The 1461-nt window shown below is 66.5% G+C and carries 1 protein-coding gene; it reads right to left on the reverse strand.

Translation table 11 applies throughout. The features are described from left to right. Window positions 1-86: 86 nt before the first annotated feature. Complete coding sequence (locus tag F7D09_RS11000) at window positions 87-1385, reverse strand: beta/alpha barrel domain-containing protein (protein ID WP_226836301.1); 1299 nt, start codon at window positions 1383-1385, stop codon at window positions 87-89. Window positions 1386-1461: the final 76 nt, after the last annotated feature.

A 1461-nucleotide genomic window follows, 5' to 3' on the forward strand; every position in this document is an offset into this window, starting at 1 on the left:
GCAAGGGTTTGCGACACTGCGTCACTGTGCTCGGGCGAGCAGAGTGACGTAATATGGAACGCAACCACGCCGCGCACCGCCGCGGATCAGGCCAGCTGGGCCTTGATACGCTGGGCGAGGCGGGCATCCCCCATGGCACCGGTCGCGCTCATCACCGCATCCGCGCCGGCCGCACGGTACACCAGATAATCCTCCGGCTTGACCACGCCGCCCACGCCGATGATCGCGAAGTCCAGACCAAGCCGCTCGCGCACCGCCGCAAGTCGACGGACCATATCAAGCCCGGCGCCGCGAATCGCGTTGCCGCACACGCCGCTGCGTTCGCGCCCCTCGCCGGGCAGCGCCTGACGGCCCTGCGCGTCCACCAGTTTCGCCGAAATCGTATTGATCGCGCTGAACGCCTGCACCGAGCCGCGGCCGACCGTCTCACGCACCATCAGCTCCAGCGCGGCGTCCTCGGTCACGTGACGGTCCGCACCCCAGCCGCCCTCGACGGCGGTCGGCGGAATGTACGCAAGCTTGACGATGAGCGGACGCTCGCCGATCTCGTTCTTCACCGCCTCGGTGATGCGGCCCACCAGATGCGGGTCGTGGCACAGCAGCCGGTTGTGCCCCTCGTTCGGGCAGCTCGTGTTCATCTCCATCAGCTGCGCGCCGGTCTCGCACACGAGCCGCGCGGTCGTCACATGGTCGGCGATGTAGTCGTCGACGCTCATGCCGGGCACGCGCGAACCCTGGAAGCTCGGCAGCAGCACCTGGCCGGGGCCCGCCTGCCTGATGGCGAGCGACATGTCCGACTGCCACTCGCTCGGATCACGCGAGGGCACGCCGAACGAGTTGGAGATCGAAACCGGCATCTCGTAGTTCGTGTCCGCAAGCACGCCCTCGTCCAGTTCCGCGCTGCCGGGAGTGAGCGAGCCGTCCGCGCTGGCCGGATGCACGGCGAGCACGTTCGGGAACTGGTTGCAGCCCCACGCGCGGGAGCGGACCGTCTTATAGGTGGCGATGTCGAAGCCCATGCGGAACGCTGCGGTCGTGAACCGCTCGTTCAGCAGCGGGCCTGCGGGGATGCCGAACGGCAGGTTGACGGGGATGCCGAGGAAGGACTCTGTCGGGGTTTCGGGTGCGGCGGGGACGGGGATCGCGGGGGCAGGGATTGTGGGAGTTTTCGCAGCGACGGCCGCGTACGAGGCGTACCTGTCGATCTCGGCCTGGTCGGCGGCGGACAGGCCAGGAGCGAAGACCATGCCACCGTCATCAGACGGCTCGTCGTCAGGATTCTCTGCATCGAGCACATCCGAGAACTCGCCGAACGGGCCGATCTCGTAGTTGTCGTCATAGCTCAGATTGACATCGTAGAACGAGTCGATATCGAAATAATTCATGGCACTCCAAATCGTCGGCAGGGAACGACGGCTGAGACGGCGGCTCGCCCATCAGCCTGAAACTCAACGATTCCAC

The organism is Bifidobacterium leontopitheci, assembly GCF_009193355.1.
Taxonomy (GTDB): domain Bacteria; phylum Actinomycetota; class Actinomycetes; order Actinomycetales; family Bifidobacteriaceae; genus Bifidobacterium; species Bifidobacterium leontopitheci.